Here is a 13,104-nt window from a genome sequence, read left to right on the forward strand (position 1 = left end):
GAAATGAAAAGAATTATTTATTTGTAGAAATAATAAAGCAAAAATAATCGTAAGTGTAAGTTAATAAATGAAATTTTAACATTAAATTTTAATAACTATAAGCATTTATGAAGAACTTTTATAAATAAAATTAATATATATATAAGAAAACTTGATTATTTTTGTTTTGGGTGTACAATAAACTTAACTAGAAAAAGTCATGTTTGGTAAATCTTCTCTAAGTACCGCAGTATTAGTCATAATCCTTCGTTTTTTTCAGATTTTAAGCTCCATTCTTTATTATTTCGATGTTACAGAATAGTCAATAAAATGGCTAAATTTTTAAAAAATAGGATTTATTATGTCTAATTCAAATGTTATGAAAGGTACTGTTAAGTGGTTTAATGAAGCCAAGGGTTTTGGTTTTATTCAGCCAGAATCAGGTCCAGATGTTTTTGCTCACTTTAGCGAAATCGCTAGCTCTGGCTTCAAAACTCTTGCTGAAGGTCAACCCGTTGAATTCAGTATTGCACAAGGTCAAAAAGGCCCAAATGCTATAAATATTGTTGCTGTATAAGTAATTGTAAATAGTAAAAAGAAAAGCACTAATTAGTGCTTTTTATTTTCTCTTAAAATTAATTTTAAGATTGTTAATAAGTTTAAATTTAGGATGTAAATTGTTAAAAATAAATGATTTAATTGCAAAATCTAAAAATGGTACAGAAATTCTTGTGTCTTTGATTCCTCTAAATAAAATACAAAACACACGTGAAGGCTTTAAAACAGTAGAGGTTGGAAAAAGAGTTCTTCTTTCCTCTGGAATTGAAGTTGATTTGAATTTAGATGGACGGACCTTCTATGCCTCTTTAAATCAACTATTTAAATTAAATGATAGAGTTATTTAAAAAACTCAATTAGTTACTGAAAACTTAGGTGGATTCTTCATTTCTGCCAAAATTTTATTAGGATATTGTAATGCTTAAACATAGTATCAGTGTTAAAGACCAGTTTGGAATTAAATATCTCATTCAGGCAACCGTGGATAATTATTTCGCTAATACCCAATGTTTTTCAAATTTAAAATACATTACAGTTGAAGGCGAAGACATACGACCGAGTTTTGAAATGTTTTTTCAAAGTAAGCTCACTGGTAAAATTTTTAAAATTGATAAAATCTCTTAGTTATAATGAATTTAGTGTTTTAAAGGGGATGAAGAGCAAATACCTTAATTAAAGTGGAAGCAGGTATTTACATCGCTTATTTCAACTTGCATTTTAAAAATATTAGTGTATTTATAACGTATTCAAATTTATTTGAAATTTGTTATTTCCGTGAAAGTGCAACAAAATTGCAACATTCTAAATTATTTAATTGATTTATAAGCAAATTATTTGCCCCAATTGGGGCGGTTTTATTTTGTGAACTTGGTTTGTAAATTAACTAAATTTTAGTAGCAGTTTTTTGCAATAGGTATATAGTTGTGCCATTCATTGGGTATTCATGAAACATGGTGATACATATCCCATAAGTGAGGAAAATATGAGCCTTTATGAACAAATTAGTGATGAAATTACCTTGATGGATGCAGGTGAGCAAAAGTGGATTGGGCAGGATTTGCCGCTTGAATCTATGGTTGCTGTTGAGTTACTGCTACAAGATTTTCAAGAAGATAAGTTGATTAAGATCCGCCGTAAAAACTATGAAAAGCATTCTGGTTTAAAACAGGTTGATCGTGTCTTGGTTGAGAAGTTATAAGTTTAAAAGCCCCGTAAGGGGCTTTGATATTTTAGAAATATTTTGCAGAACAATCGTACAAAAACTGACTCAAGTAAATTAGTTATAAATAAAACTTTGATAATTCAAATGATATTAACCTAGAAAATTTAAGATAAACGATCCATCATATTTTTAATACGTTTTTCAGCATCGCCCAATGAAATATCATGATAAAAATCATCTACAAATGGATGTTCCTTAGCGAGATATGGAATCAAAATAGTTCTTAAATTACCAGTTTGGGTATGAACAGACATTAGTGTTGAAGAATCACCAAATTTATATTCAGAAAGAAAATTACACAGCGACCAAAAAAGTGATTTCATGATTTTCTTTATTAAAATGATCTTAATAATCTTGAAAACTTTTTTCACCTACAAATACCCATAAGCCAAATTCGAGCTCACAACAACGATTAATAACTTTTTTTAAATACAAGGTATAAAATGGTTAACTTGATCATGGTGTGTAATCACACAAAAGTCATTATGGATAACAGCTAGATTACTTTTAGCTTCCTCGGAAAGAATTGCAAAATAATTGGGATTAGAAAAACAAAGTGTAGGCCATACGGATTGATGTAATTGCCAACATTTTTGACAGGACGTTTTGTATCATATTTTTACGCTACTATTATGAATATGTGCTTGTCCTATGCTTAGCATTTAGCATTCAATTCCCAACTCTGTTTGAATTTGAATATTTGAAGTCAATAATTTATGAACAGGACAACTTTCTGTAACTTTAAGCAGGCGTTTATGTTGCTACTCGGTGAAATCACCTTTAAGAAAAATTTTCCTTGAAATATTATTCTCAACTAGTTCAGGGTTTAAAGCTCAATCTAATTGTACATGTTCAATTTTAGCCCTTTATGATTTGAATACATTTCTAAGTTGCTCACAGTACAAGCAGATTATGTAGATAATAGAAATTAAATCGGATTCTGTGCTGTATCTTGAACACCCTTATCGCTAGGTTTATCGGCATACCATGTATGTCCTTGGGGGTGGGTGAGTGTCACACGATAAGGTGTCTGTGTACTTTCTACTTGAGCAAGATTTGCCATAAAATGTTCATCAGATAAAAATAGACCAGTATCATCAATATAAAATTTTCGGAAAAGTTTTCAGTTTAATTTATTGCTTTATAAATTTTAGATTTGAATGTGACCTATGGTCAATGTTTTTCTTAATTACTTTTTAAAAAATAAATAATTATAAAACAACGTCTTGTTTTGTTTTTTTAGGGTTGGATTAAGTTTTTAAAATGGTCATTATAGAATCGTTGCATATATGCAACATATCGTATTATCAATAACAGTGAATTTATACGGGAAGTGTATACACTAATATCCATTCGATAGCGAGAATATAAAGATGAACTTTAAAGCATTAACATTGGGTTTGGCCGTAGCATCAGTTACAACTTTCAGTATGGCAAAGCCTGTAGATTACAAAATTGATCCAACACATACTGCAACAGTATTTACTTGGAATCATTTCGGTTTTTCAACACCTTCAGCAAACTTCAGTGACATTCAAGGTACGATCTCTGTTGATAATGCAAAACCAGCAGACTCATCTGTCAATGTAACTATTCCATTAGCTAGTTTAAATACCAATGTAGCAGCATTAGACGAACATTTAAAAAAGGCAGATTTCTTTGATGCTGAAAAGTATCCAAATATCACTTTTAAAAGTACTAAAGTTCAAGCTTTAGGTAAAAATAAATACAAAATCACAGGTAATTTAACTGTGAAAGATGTGACTAAACCAGTTATTTTAGATGCTGTTTTAAACAAACAAGGTGAACATCCAATGACTAAAGCGCAGTCAATTGGTTTCAATGCAACGACATCATTTGACCGTTCAGCATTTGGTGTTGGAGCATACGTGCCAAATGTAGGTGATAAAATTACTGTAAATATTACAACAGAAGCGTCTGTAGCAAAGTAATATTTAAATAGATCAAAGGCTTATAAGGTGGATATAACTTGCTTTATAGGCCTTTTTTATCGCCTAGATAAAAGTTGCATCAATCTAATCAGTACGGATATCTAAATATTCAATATAACCAGTACCTTCAACTGGACTCCCTTTGAATGTACCTTTGTATTGATAGCTTCCTGCATAGCCTCCAGCCATGCCATATTGAAAATCTGCATTTGTTAGACCATCAATACGTATTAACGAATTTCCATTATTATCATTCACGCACCATGAGAAAGTACGAGGTAAACGCATTGATAAACCATTCGGTGTTATAACACGTTGAGCTTGAAATGCATGGACATTAAAATTAAATCCATTTGAATGAATACTGCCATGATCATCTGTAGAACGAATATATACTCGACGTTGCAATACAAGATTTAATGGGCCAAGAACTTCGACAAGTAGGACTTGAGTTTTCTCATCGATATTTAAAATATGATAAGTAAAATAATTGATATATAAATTTACATCTACTGCACGAGCATATTCATAAGTACAAAGTCCTTGAACTGAGGTTTTCTTACCTTGATATTCAAGAAATCCTTCATATGTACATAATAATGCCCAGTGATCATATAAACTTAATGACATTTGTGCAAAATGTGCAATTTTATCAGTCGCACGAATCTTTAAATCAAAATTGAAATCATGACCTTCACGATGCGCATGAAAATTTGGATATGTGCCTTTTAATAACAAGTCATTCCCAAATTTTAAGGATGAACCATTACTTTCCAATTTACAGTCATTTTCTACACTATAGCCATTAAAGTGTTTGTCTGTACCCACTGCTGTGCCTATTAATACATTTGCTGTATCAAGCGCAGTGGTTTGGATCAAATGTTGATTTCTAAAAATTTTTACACGTGGTTGACCAACCACGATTAAAAGATTCAAAAAATTAAATGGTGCATTAAGATTCGGAATCATAACCCCATAATGAACGCAAGAATATTTTCCTCGTGGTGTATGCGTTGGCGTATTCACCTCAAAAGGTTTTCCGTTGATTGTCTCTGAACAATCGATAAAATTATGTAAAAACTTTGGCGCAGCAATGTGTTTGGGTAATAATCGTTTCATCTAAATGATCCTTAATACTTTATTTGTTAAAATTTACAGTTCTAATGAGATGCCTTGACGAGCACTTTTTATATCCAATGCACTCTTAGAAGTAATTTTAAGATATGATTTTGCAAATATTTTCTGTGATGTCTTGTTTAGGATTATTTCAAAATTTTTAGGTAGATTTATTCCTAGAGGATTGCTTTCTTTAATCGAAAGCTCAGTAAAAACACGTGTTCCCATAATATAATCAAACCACGGACGTGTAACACACCAATTGGCATTTTGATTACTAGCCATATGATGATCATAGTGCCAAGGGATCCGTTTACGCGCATATTCAGGGTCTAGGTGAGATTTTGCATGTACTCGCCAATAATTCCAAATCCCATAATATAAGCCGGCAGTAAAAAATGGTGCAATGGGTAAAAATACAGTTGAAACCGCGGCTATACCTAACAATGCGGTTTTTTCATTATAAATTTCTGCATTTTTAAACATAGATTCACGATATCCTTCATCATGAAACACATGTGTTCTGGCACGTTTATGATGTGCTATATGTGTGAAGAAAGGGCTATTACGGTGTTTACTTGGAAATTCATGCAACCATACCTTATGTGCATACCATTCAAATCCATTCGCAACTAAAAGGCCAATTGGAAAACCTAACATCTCTAATCCTTTTCAATTAAGAAATAAACATCAGTGTAGAAAAGAACAGCTCATTTTTTTTGACTGAAAAGCTAACTCGTTAAATGTCATTAGAATCAAGTTATAGCTAAAAAATTATTTTTGCTTACGCTGGCGATAATGGGATGGCGTTTCATTTGTCCAGCGTTTAAAGGCACGTGAAAAGGCGGAAGGCTCAGAAAAACCAAGTAAATATACAACTTGATCTATGCTTATATTGGGATTCATCAATAGTTTTTTGGCCATTTTTTCACGGTAAGTTGCCAAAACTTATTCAAAAGTCGTATTCACTTCTTTAAGATCTGCACGAAGTTTTCGTGGCTGCAGTCCTAAATGTTGGGCAATTAATTTTAAATCTAATTGACCTGATTCTAATAAACCGGAGCTGAGTAAGTTTTCTATATCATTAATTAAATAATATTTATCGACAACTTTCACCTGCTGTTTAGCAACATGCTCATGTATTTTTAATAGCATTGGTTCAGCTGATGCTGAAGCTAAGCTCAATATTTCAGCATCAAAAACTATACAGCCGTGCTGCATACCTAAACGAGTAGGGCATTTCCAGATACGTTGATATTCATCTAAGCTCGCACCTTGTTGGTATGTCAACCATATTTCTTTGGGATTAAAATGATTGTTAGTTATATAGTTCAAAAAATTAAGCATAACGCTTATGGCGCATTCTAGATAATGACGAACTGGGTGCTGAAGATTCGTGATCATTGCATTTTGATTTTCAATGTGTAAATGAGCCACAAAAGCATCAGTAAAAATTTTTTGATAACGCAAAGCTCTTTGTAAGCCGTCCCCAAATGTAGGACTACTCATAAAAATGTATTCTAATATTTCGCCTCTAAAAATGGGGAAATGTTCACCTACATGAAGTCCGATATTTTGATCAGCACTGATTTCTTCAGCTATTTCCCAAAAGCGTTGTTGGGTCGAATTATCTCGCCGAATGGTTTTGTCAGGTGGTTGTTCTGATAATCTTATTTGTGAAAATATCCGATTTGCATCCAAATTCATTTTATTTAGGGTGTGATATGTTAACCAGAGGAAAACACCAGAATCACTAGATTTGTTTTGATCCATAAATCAAAAATACCGATTTCAACATATACAATTAATACTCATAGATCAGGCTACAAATGTATAAAAGTCATGAAAATTTAAGCTTGTTTTATCATCTTAGAGAAAGCCATTTGACTGTTCAATGTCATTGCGTGCTAATTTTAATTATTGTTCTACAATCTAATTTAGCTATTCAACAAATACGCCTAACAATCTTTTTAAAATGTCTTTTATTTCTGAGCTGCCTTCTCAACTAGTCGCTTAAAGCTAGGGCATTGCAAATGCGATGGTGCAGGGCAGTCACCTACGTGGCGAAGTATGTCACGGAGTGCGATCAATTTATGAATTTGAAGATCAATCTCATCGGCTTTTTGATGAATAACACTTGGAGAAAGATCAAGTGCGCCACGACTATCGAACATTGCTGCGATCTCTTTAAGCGAAAAGCCCGCCGATTTTCCCATTGAAATCAAAGTGAGTCGTAACAGAACTTCAGAAGAAAATTGTCTACGTAATCCATGACGAGAAATTGAGAAAATCAAACCGATTTCTTCATAATAGCGTAGTGCTGAAGGTTTAATTCCACTTTTTGCTGAAACTACACCAATATCAAGAAATTTCATACTTGACCTCAAGTCAACTTGAATTAGTAGTATGTGATTAAACACCACTGCTGACAAGAGCGCAACATGACAGAGCAGACAGAATCGATAAACAAGACCCAAACTGGAATCACCATCACTTTGGCGTTATCCATGCTATTGGCATCGCTGGGGACAAGCATTGTCAATATCGCCTTACCCACACTTGCTGAGGTATTTCTACTGCCATTTAATCAAATACAGGCTATTGTAATTGGATATCTTGTCTCGCTGACGCTCTCTGTTGTCATTGCTGGACGCTTAGGTGATCGATATGGATGTAAGTCTATGCTGATCGTTGGACTGATTATATTCAGTTTGGCTTCACTGCTATGTAGTGTTGCACCTAACTTATTGATATTGGTTGCTTCACGATCATTTCAAGGAATAGGTGCGGCATTCTTAATGACACTTGCAATGGCACTGACACGTCATACCGTCAGTAAATCACAGTTGGGAAGAGCAATGGGAATGCTTGGAACGATATCAGCTTTAGGTACAGCACTTGGACCAGTGTTGGGTGGGTTTCTGCTTGTTGTGAGCGGTTGGCAAGGCATTTTTGGATTACAGTTTATACTTGCGGGTATCGCGATTATTCTGACTTGGGTACTGCTGCCTAATGATTACATTAAAAAAGAAATTCCTGCACTAACTTCTTTGCAACCAGACACGAACATAACACAAAACCTCATGGTTAATTTGCTGGTTGCCGCCGTTATGATGACCACACTTGTCATTGGACCTTTTTATCTCAGTCTTGGTCTAAATTTGAATCAAATACAAGTGGGTTTGATTATGGGGATTGGGCCAGTGGTTGCTATCTTAAGTGGGATTCCATCGGGTCGACTTGTCGATCGTTGGGGCAGTCGCTATATCGTCACTACAGGGTTGATTTTTCTGATTATCGGTAGCTCGATGCTCGCTATCTTACCGAAATTGATGGGTATAAGTGGCTATATTATGCCGATCATTATTTTGACTTCGGGTTATCAACTGTTTCAGGCAGCCAACAATACCATGACCTTGGCAGATGTTCCCAAAGCTCGACAAGGGGTGGTATCAGGACTTCTTAGCTTATCTCGTAATATGGGCTTAATTATCGGGGTTTCAGTGATGGGAGCTATTTTTTCATTTGGTGTCGGCACAAATCAACTCACTCAGGCAACGGCTTTAGCAATCATTGATGGGATGCAATTTACCTTTTTGTGTGCTGGAGCATTGATGATTGTGGGGGTGCTCATCAGTTTTGTCTCATTTCGTAGACAATATTGATAAGAAGGATTTGTAGCGTAATCGTATAAAATGAGCTAGATCTAACAAGCCCTTTTAAGGGCTTGTATGCGTTTATTTTTGTTTGGTTTCAATTAAATCACTTAAATTATAACCTAAGCTTTTAGCATAATTTAAATATTCTTCAGTTGTGGCTGGATCAAGCTGTGGAGATCGACTGAGTAACCATAAATATTTTTTGTTGGGTGTACCGATCAATGCAACTTGATAATTTTCATCCAGCTTTAAAATCCAATAATCACCACGCCCCACAGGTAACCAACGAAGTATTTTTGGTAAAAAACTTACTTTTAATTTGGAGTTCGTAGGCGCGTTTTGTACATATGCTTCGCCAATTGATTGTTGAAGCTTGCCATTTTTATCGTAACAACGATTATCTACTTTGATTGAGCCATTTTCATTTAAGGAATAATCAGCAGTAACGTTATAATCGCATTTATTTTGAAAATACATTGGCTTGCGTGCAATTTCATGCCAAGTACCCAGATACCTCTTTAAATCTACATTTTTAACGGTTTGAATCTTTTCATTTTCTGCATAAGCAAATGCCGCAACACTAAGTAATGCTATTCCACCGACGAGCGTTAATATTTTAAACTTGTTGTTCATGACATAGCCCTATATTTAAGTATTTAATATATATATTCATTATGTCGCGCCTGATGCGGGGATATTGTAATTTTGCTTACAAGTCATGTAGTTTTTTCATATAAAAATCTCTTCTAAGCAGTCCAAGTTGTCTTTTTCTTGCGATAATTTCATCATGCTGGTAAGGCAGTATTTCAGCCAATTGATCAACAGTTAAATGGTTGTTTTCAATGAGAAAGCAATCTTGATCTGTTGACCAAGCAGAGGATAACAATTGTTTTGTGTTTGGCTTATTTCTATAGGACATGGGATTAAATTCTTTACACCTTAAATGGCTGACAATCAATAAAATTGCGAGTGATTGAATTTTAACGCTCTGCACTTTTAGCGATATAAATTTGATATATTTATATCAAATTTTGATTTTGTTACTTAATCAAGATTTTAATATGTACTTTAGAAAAACTCAAATTTTAATTGTTATCGATAAATTGAGAGGGTGATATAAGATATAAATAGTTTATGATCAGCTTAACCTAAGAACGATGAAGCAAGTTTATGAAAAAAATAACAATGGTATTATTGCTTATGCTTACAGGTTGCATTACTCCAAATCCTCATAGTTTGGTACTGATGAAACAAGAAAAACCCATTAAAGTCATGCATGAGCAACTGGATGATGAAAATACCAGTAATGAGGTAAATAGAGCATTATTATGTGGTGAATATGAGCGTGTCTATAAAACAGAATACCTGCCTGCTTTAATGAAATATGATAAATCATTAGGGCAAGAAAAACCAAAACAGTACTATTTGGATGAATTAAATAACACCATTTCTCAATATTTAGAACTGAAAAAAATAACCTGTTAAGGCTTTTTAGTTTGTTCAGTATTTATGTTGAGTTTCTTCCATTTTCTGATTTGAACTCTAAAATTGGTAAAAGGGGCGACAGTGTTGATATGAACAGTTCCTGTTTAGATTGGTAGGTTTTCATCTATTCAATATTCCCCAAATAAATACAATACTGTTTATATTTAATGCATGTTTAGATCTAATTTATTTTAACTATGACAATGATGGAGCAACTCATTACCGTAGTGAATATACAGTAATGAGTCTGAAATTTATATCAATAGAAAATCAGTTATTCCAGAAGGCTTATGTATTGTTTACGTTCAACCGCAGTTATTCAAAATTATTTAGCAGCAGCTTGCACATCGCCTTGTGCACTTCTAAACAACTTCCATTCATCAACCACTGTTCCATTTGGAAGCTTACAATATCCTGCTTCATTTCCTAATGCATCTTTTTTAATCTGAGACTCGCCTCCCATTTTTTGACAATACACACTTGCGGGATTAGCCATGCCAAGCGGTTTAGCATTTTGAGTATTTACTTCAGGGGTAGAACAGGCAGAAAGAAGTGTTGTCATGAGCACAGATGTGCCAATATATATTTTATTCATTGCAAATAAAGTCTTTGTTTTAAAGTATGAAGTATAATTAAATTAGCAAGTTTTAATGTATCTACTCTGTATAATCCTGTAGCTCAAAATAATGATGAGTACGACTTAGTATAAAGTTTAATTAAATAATATTATGTATAAATAAAGAAAATCTTTTAAATGTAAATGGTATAGTCAGTTAAATATAATAGTAAGTTAAATATGGGCAACGCAGTATTGATATTACACTTACACCAACACCGTATTTATGGGTGGAGACTAAATAGGGTATAAAAAGCACGAAACAGTAAAGTCTATTTCATGCTGATATAGATAAACAGATTATACATTTAAGTGTTTGATAAAATGCTCTAAAACCAGGGGTGATTTTAATTCTAGATTTGGCGCATATTTTTCATTTTCAGTTCGTAAATGAGGAATATTTAAGGCAGCTTTACGCAATTCACAAGTATGACCAATCAGCCATTTTTCCATATCCTCTGCTGCAACTTCGACATGGAATTGTAGTGCTAAGATATTTTGACCAACTCTAAATGCCTGATTTGTATAAATTGCAGAGCTTGCAAGTAATTCAGCCTGTACTGGCAAGTCAAACGTATCACCATGCCAATGTAAAACTTCGGTATTTACGAGTGGCAATAATGGATTATTTTGAGCCAGATTTAGCTTCAATTGACTCCAGCCAATTTCTTTTTGATGGCCTGCATAAACCTTTGCACCCAAAGCATATGCAATCAATTGTGCACCTAAGCAAATACCAAGCGTTGGTAAATTCTTGGCTAAACGTTGTTTAAGATAAGTGATTTCATCATTTAAAAAAGGATAATCCTCAGTTTCATAAACACCAATTGGACCACCTAGAACGACGACTAAACCTTCAAATGCAAATGCTTGCTTTAAATCATCTATACCTGCTTCAAAATAACGTATGCGATAGCCCAAATCATAAAAAGTGTCTTCAAGAATACCTAAATCTTCAAAAGCTAAATGTTGAATGGCATAGATTGTCTTCGGCAAAGCGTATGTGGAGGAAGTCATGGTTTTATGATGATTTAACGAGAATATCGCTAATTTATACTAGATTCTATTGGGTTGAAAACTAAATTTATGATGTGATTTGCAACATAGAATAAATACAGTGTTTGCTTGATTCCAAAATGGTCGATTTAACCGAATCATCAGAAACACTTCTTGCTATGAGTATAGCACCTACCAGTTGACATAAGACGCCCCAGGCTTTTTCTTCACTTCCGAGGCGTTGAGTAAATAGGGCATGACCGCGCTGTAATTCTTGTTGATAGCGTTGTTTAATCTCCTCATCAGAACGTGCGACTTCTGTGGCGAGTGTTGGCAGTACACAACCATGATTTGGATGTTCAACATGAGAGAGGGTTAAGTAACGATTGAGTTCAAATTCAATCCATAACTCAGCCTGATTATGGGGATTGCTTTGCCACAGCTGAATGCTATTTTTAAGTTCATTTTCAACCAATGCTTTAAACAAATCCTGCTTGGAAGAAAAATGTGAATAGAATGCACCACTGGTCACGCCAGCAGCTTTCATAAAGCCATCTACACCGGTTGCAGCAAAGCCATCTTTTTTGGCAAGCTGTCCACTGATTTTTAATAGTTCTTTTCTTTTTTCTTCTTTATATCCAGATTTGTATCGCATATTTTCCTCGATCAAATTTTCCTTGACGCTCTTGTAAAACTATAACATAGTGATCGTTATAATAACGATCGTTATGCAAAAAGGGAAGCATGATATGCAAGATGAAATAACCACATCAAATCAGAAAGTTGCATTGATTATTGGAGCAGGTGATGCAACAGGTGGCGCAATTGCGAAACGTTTTGCCAAAGGGGGATATATTAGTTGTATGACCCGTCGCAATGCTGACAAGTTACAACCACTGATTGATGAAATTGAACAGGCTGGCGGGACAGCATATGGTTTTGCATCAGATGCTCGAAAAGAACAGCAAGTTATACAATTAATCGAAGAAATTGAAAGCAATATTGGTGAAATAGAGGTACTGGTTTTTAATATCGGTGCCAATGTCCCATGTAGCATCCTTGAAGAAACAGCGCGTAAATATTTTAAAATATGGGAAATGGCCTGTTTTTCTGCTTTTTTAACTGGTCGTGAAGTGGCGAAACGAATGGTAAGCCGACAACGCGGGACATTGATCTTTACTGGCGCGACTGCTGGTCTACGTGGTGCTGCTTATTTTTCAGCATTTGCAGGGGCAAAGCATGCACTTAGAGCTTTGGCACAGAGTATGGCGCGTGAACTTGGTCCACAGAATATTCATGTGGCTCATGTGGTAGTTGATGGTGCAATTGATACAGATTTTATTAAAAACAGTTTTCCTCATCTTTATGAGAAAAAAGACCAAGATGGTATTTTAAATCCTGAACATATTGCTGAAAATTATTGGTATCTTGCCCAGCAACCACGTGATGCATGGACGCATGAGCTAGATTTACGCCCTTGGATGGAAAAATGGTAAGTCACTTTATATTAGTAAGTTTTTT

Annotated in this window: 17 protein-coding genes and 3 pseudogenes; 8 read left to right on the forward strand and 12 right to left on the reverse strand. The window is 34.2% G+C overall.

Annotated elements, in window-relative coordinates; translation table 11 throughout:
- The first annotated feature begins 340 nt into the window (after positions 1–340).
- The 4 genes from ACG9ZL_RS07480 to ACG9ZL_RS07495 all read left to right on the forward strand — a co-directional run bounded on the left by ACG9ZL_RS07480 (position 341) and on the right by ACG9ZL_RS07495 (position 1,735).
- Complete coding sequence (locus tag ACG9ZL_RS07480) at positions 341–556, forward strand: cold-shock protein (RefSeq protein WP_336954225.1); 216 nt, start codon at positions 341–343, stop codon at positions 554–556.
- Positions 557–656: 100 nt separating this feature from the next.
- Positions 657–884 carry a hypothetical protein gene (locus ACG9ZL_RS07485; protein ID WP_336954224.1) on the forward strand — a complete coding sequence of 76 codons (228 nt, stop codon included), beginning with the start codon at positions 657–659 and terminating at the stop codon, positions 882–884.
- 70 nt (positions 885–954) lie between these two features.
- Complete coding sequence (locus tag ACG9ZL_RS07490; RefSeq protein ID WP_419327793.1) at positions 955–1,161, forward strand: hypothetical protein; 207 nt, start codon at positions 955–957, stop codon at positions 1,159–1,161.
- Positions 1,162–1,519: 358 nt separating this feature from the next.
- Positions 1,520–1,735, forward strand: a complete 216-nt coding sequence (locus ACG9ZL_RS07495; protein ID WP_419359605.1) for a hypothetical protein — start codon at positions 1,520–1,522, stop codon at positions 1,733–1,735.
- Between the two features lie 128 nt (positions 1,736–1,863).
- On the opposite strand, the gene ACG9ZL_RS07500 is transcribed toward ACG9ZL_RS07495, so the two are convergent.
- The 3 genes and pseudogenes from ACG9ZL_RS07500 to ACG9ZL_RS07510 form a co-directional block, all read right to left on the reverse strand.
- On the reverse strand, positions 1,864–2,082 hold the full coding sequence (locus tag ACG9ZL_RS07500; RefSeq protein WP_336954221.1) for a hypothetical protein: 219 nt from the start codon (positions 2,080–2,082) through the stop codon (positions 1,864–1,866).
- Between the two features lie 102 nt (positions 2,083–2,184).
- A pseudogene (locus ACG9ZL_RS07505) lies at positions 2,185–2,346 on the reverse strand (hypothetical protein); the annotation flags it as partial.
- Between the two features lie 75 nt (positions 2,347–2,421).
- Positions 2,422–2,822 (reverse strand): annotated as a pseudogene (locus ACG9ZL_RS07510) (OsmC family protein).
- A 310-nt stretch (positions 2,823–3,132) separates the two neighbouring features.
- Between ACG9ZL_RS07510 and ACG9ZL_RS07515 the strand changes: the two are divergent.
- A complete protein-coding gene (locus ACG9ZL_RS07515) occupies positions 3,133–3,711 on the forward strand; it encodes a YceI family protein (RefSeq protein WP_336954219.1) in 579 nt (192 codons plus the stop codon).
- An 84-nt stretch (positions 3,712–3,795) separates the two neighbouring features.
- Here ACG9ZL_RS07515 and ACG9ZL_RS07520 read toward each other — a convergent pair whose 3' ends face one another.
- From ACG9ZL_RS07520 to ACG9ZL_RS07535, 4 genes and pseudogenes are all read right to left on the reverse strand, one after another.
- Positions 3,796–4,830, reverse strand: coding sequence for a DUF6670 family protein (locus tag ACG9ZL_RS07520; protein ID WP_419359607.1), 1,035 nt, complete (start codon positions 4,828–4,830; stop codon positions 3,796–3,798).
- A gap of 33 nt (positions 4,831–4,863) precedes the next feature.
- Positions 4,864–5,487 (reverse strand): sterol desaturase family protein, encoded by a 624-nt coding sequence (locus ACG9ZL_RS07525; RefSeq protein WP_419359609.1) that lies wholly within the window; start codon positions 5,485–5,487, stop codon positions 4,864–4,866.
- 114 nt (positions 5,488–5,601) lie between these two features.
- Positions 5,602–6,600 (reverse strand): annotated as a pseudogene (locus ACG9ZL_RS07530) (AraC family transcriptional regulator).
- Positions 6,601–6,809: 209 nt separating this feature from the next.
- A complete protein-coding gene (locus ACG9ZL_RS07535) occupies positions 6,810–7,202 on the reverse strand; it encodes a helix-turn-helix domain-containing protein (RefSeq protein ID WP_336954215.1) in 393 nt (130 codons plus the stop codon).
- A 66-nt stretch (positions 7,203–7,268) separates the two neighbouring features.
- On the opposite strand from ACG9ZL_RS07535, the gene ACG9ZL_RS07540 reads away from it, so the two are divergent.
- The gene (locus ACG9ZL_RS07540; RefSeq protein WP_419359611.1) at positions 7,269–8,492 is read left to right on the forward strand and encodes an MFS transporter; all 1,224 of its coding nucleotides are present in this window, start codon (positions 7,269–7,271) and stop codon (positions 8,490–8,492) included.
- A gap of 72 nt (positions 8,493–8,564) precedes the next feature.
- Here the strand turns inward: ACG9ZL_RS07540 and ACG9ZL_RS07545 are convergent, their stop codons facing one another.
- Together ACG9ZL_RS07545 and ACG9ZL_RS07550 are read right to left on the reverse strand one after the other, a co-directional pair.
- Positions 8,565–9,119 (reverse strand): lipocalin family protein, encoded by a 555-nt coding sequence (locus tag ACG9ZL_RS07545; protein ID WP_419359613.1) that lies wholly within the window; start codon positions 9,117–9,119, stop codon positions 8,565–8,567.
- A gap of 76 nt (positions 9,120–9,195) precedes the next feature.
- Positions 9,196–9,405: an acyl-CoA thioesterase gene (locus ACG9ZL_RS07550; RefSeq protein ID WP_336954212.1), complete on the reverse strand. Its 210-nt coding sequence runs from the start codon at positions 9,403–9,405 to the stop codon at positions 9,196–9,198.
- Between the two features lie 251 nt (positions 9,406–9,656).
- Between ACG9ZL_RS07550 and ACG9ZL_RS07555 the strand changes: the two genes are divergently transcribed.
- Positions 9,657–9,971, forward strand: a complete 315-nt coding sequence (locus ACG9ZL_RS07555) for a hypothetical protein (RefSeq protein WP_336954211.1) — start codon at positions 9,657–9,659, stop codon at positions 9,969–9,971.
- A 325-nt stretch (positions 9,972–10,296) separates the two neighbouring features.
- Here the strand turns inward: ACG9ZL_RS07555 and ACG9ZL_RS07560 are convergent, their stop codons facing one another.
- From ACG9ZL_RS07560 to ACG9ZL_RS07570, 3 genes are all read right to left on the reverse strand, one after another.
- Positions 10,297–10,566 carry a putative hemolysin gene (locus ACG9ZL_RS07560; RefSeq protein WP_419359615.1) on the reverse strand — a complete coding sequence of 90 codons (270 nt, stop codon included), beginning with the start codon at positions 10,564–10,566 and terminating at the stop codon, positions 10,297–10,299.
- Between the two features lie 321 nt (positions 10,567–10,887).
- On the reverse strand, positions 10,888–11,604 hold the full coding sequence (locus ACG9ZL_RS07565) for a glutamine amidotransferase (RefSeq protein ID WP_419359617.1): 717 nt from the start codon (positions 11,602–11,604) through the stop codon (positions 10,888–10,890).
- Positions 11,605–11,671: 67 nt separating this feature from the next.
- Complete coding sequence (locus ACG9ZL_RS07570; protein ID WP_336954207.1) at positions 11,672–12,238, reverse strand: TetR/AcrR family transcriptional regulator; 567 nt, start codon at positions 12,236–12,238, stop codon at positions 11,672–11,674.
- Between the two features lie 94 nt (positions 12,239–12,332).
- Here ACG9ZL_RS07570 and ACG9ZL_RS07575 point away from each other — a divergent pair, with 94 nt between their 5' ends.
- The gene (locus ACG9ZL_RS07575) at positions 12,333–13,079 is read left to right on the forward strand and encodes an SDR family oxidoreductase (protein WP_419359619.1); all 747 of its coding nucleotides are present in this window, start codon (positions 12,333–12,335) and stop codon (positions 13,077–13,079) included.
- Positions 13,080–13,104 lie beyond the last annotated feature (25 nt).

This window comes from Acinetobacter legionensis (assembly GCF_048551735.1).
Classification (GTDB): domain Bacteria; phylum Pseudomonadota; class Gammaproteobacteria; order Pseudomonadales; family Moraxellaceae; genus Acinetobacter.

What these genes read in the sequence shown, in the direction of transcription:
- ACG9ZL_RS07540 (WP_419359611.1), top strand. Translation starts at nt 7,269, where the DNA reads ATGACAGAGCAGACAGAATCGATAAACAAGACCCAAACTGGAATCACC.
- ACG9ZL_RS07525 (WP_419359609.1), bottom strand. Translation starts at nt 5,487, where the DNA reads ATGTTAGGTTTTCCAATTGGCCTTTTAGTTGCGAATGGATTTGAATGG.
- ACG9ZL_RS07500 (WP_336954221.1), bottom strand. Translation starts at nt 2,082, where the DNA reads ATGAAATCACTTTTTTGGTCGCTGTGTAATTTTCTTTCTGAATATAAA.
- ACG9ZL_RS07565 (WP_419359617.1), bottom strand. Translation starts at nt 11,604, where the DNA reads ATGACTTCCTCCACATACGCTTTGCCGAAGACAATCTATGCCATTCAA.
- ACG9ZL_RS07560 (WP_419359615.1), bottom strand. Translation starts at nt 10,566, where the DNA reads ATGAATAAAATATATATTGGCACATCTGTGCTCATGACAACACTTCTT.
- ACG9ZL_RS07575 (WP_419359619.1), top strand. Translation starts at nt 12,333, where the DNA reads ATGCAAGATGAAATAACCACATCAAATCAGAAAGTTGCATTGATTATT.
- ACG9ZL_RS07520 (WP_419359607.1), bottom strand. Translation starts at nt 4,830, where the DNA reads ATGAAACGATTATTACCCAAACACATTGCTGCGCCAAAGTTTTTACAT.
- ACG9ZL_RS07550 (WP_336954212.1), bottom strand. Translation starts at nt 9,405, where the DNA reads ATGTCCTATAGAAATAAGCCAAACACAAAACAATTGTTATCCTCTGCT.
- ACG9ZL_RS07570 (WP_336954207.1), bottom strand. Translation starts at nt 12,238, where the DNA reads ATGCGATACAAATCTGGATATAAAGAAGAAAAAAGAAAAGAACTATTA.
- ACG9ZL_RS07495 (WP_419359605.1), top strand. Translation starts at nt 1,520, where the DNA reads ATGAGCCTTTATGAACAAATTAGTGATGAAATTACCTTGATGGATGCA.
- ACG9ZL_RS07490 (WP_419327793.1), top strand. Translation starts at nt 955, where the DNA reads ATGCTTAAACATAGTATCAGTGTTAAAGACCAGTTTGGAATTAAATAT.
- ACG9ZL_RS07480 (WP_336954225.1), top strand. Translation starts at nt 341, where the DNA reads ATGTCTAATTCAAATGTTATGAAAGGTACTGTTAAGTGGTTTAATGAA.
- ACG9ZL_RS07515 (WP_336954219.1), top strand. Translation starts at nt 3,133, where the DNA reads ATGAACTTTAAAGCATTAACATTGGGTTTGGCCGTAGCATCAGTTACA.
- ACG9ZL_RS07535 (WP_336954215.1), bottom strand. Translation starts at nt 7,202, where the DNA reads ATGAAATTTCTTGATATTGGTGTAGTTTCAGCAAAAAGTGGAATTAAA.
- ACG9ZL_RS07545 (WP_419359613.1), bottom strand. Translation starts at nt 9,119, where the DNA reads ATGAACAACAAGTTTAAAATATTAACGCTCGTCGGTGGAATAGCATTA.
- ACG9ZL_RS07555 (WP_336954211.1), top strand. Translation starts at nt 9,657, where the DNA reads ATGAAAAAAATAACAATGGTATTATTGCTTATGCTTACAGGTTGCATT.